This is a genomic window from Acinetobacter sp. CFCC 11171 (assembly GCF_003268405.1).
Lineage (GTDB): Bacteria > Pseudomonadota > Gammaproteobacteria > Pseudomonadales > Moraxellaceae > Acinetobacter > Acinetobacter amyesii.
In genome coordinates this window covers 1-768 of record NZ_LQXP01000106.1, presented here as the reverse complement: position 1 = coordinate 768, position 768 = coordinate 1, and the positions used below count along the sequence as shown (strand labels likewise).

The 768-nt window shown below is 40.6% G+C and carries 2 protein-coding genes; both read left to right on the top strand.

The window, feature by feature from the left end:
- On the top strand, window positions 1–330 hold a 330-nt coding region (locus AVJ20_RS18060; RefSeq protein WP_162689816.1), incomplete at its 5' end, for a transposase family protein.
- On the top strand, window positions 278–748 hold the full coding sequence (locus tag AVJ20_RS18055) for a transposase family protein (protein ID WP_111886149.1): 471 nt from the start codon (window positions 278–280) through the stop codon (window positions 746–748). The genes AVJ20_RS18060 and AVJ20_RS18055, both read left to right, overlap by 53 nt.
- Window positions 749–768: the final 20 nt, after the last annotated feature.

Genomic DNA, 768 nt, shown 5'->3' with positions numbered 1-768 from the left:
TCAACTTTCTATTTGATGGTTGAGCAATTGAAGAAACATGTCCCTGCCAAAGGCAGACCGCCCAAGTTAAGCCTGGAAGACCAGGTTCTGCTCTGTCTAAGCTATTGGCGGGAATACCGAACCTTATTTCACGTTGCGACGAGCTACGGGTTTTCAGAGCCCACAGCCTCAAGAATTGTCCGTCATGTTGAAGACTGCCTGATTCGGTCCAATCTCTTTAATTTACCCAAAGATTTACCCGAGGGCGAAGGCATCGATTGGAATGTTGTGATCGTGGATGCCACAGAAATTCCAATCCAAAGGCCTAAAAAAACAGAAGAAAAGCTATAGCGGCAAGAAAAAGACCCACACTTTCAAAGTACAGGCCATCATTCATTATCAAACTCAAAAAATCCTGAGTTTATGTACGAGTCGTGGTGCCGTACATGATTTCGAACTCTTCAAACGTAACTTGAATCAGATTCCTGCAGGTGCATTTATCCTTGCGGATAAGGGTTATCAGGGAATTTGTACAGTGTATCCAAATAGCTTGTTGCCATTAAAAGCAAAGAAGCGCTGTAAACTGGATTCCGAACTAAAAATCTATAATCAGGAAATCAATAAAAGAAGAATTGGAATTGAGCATGTATTTGGCAGTTTGAAAACCTTCAAAATTCTTGCTGAGCGATATCGCAATCGAGGCAAAAGACTAGCATTAAGATTCAATCTAATTGCTGGAATTTATAACTTGGAGCTGAGTGAAAAATGACTTATGAAAGAAATCTATTG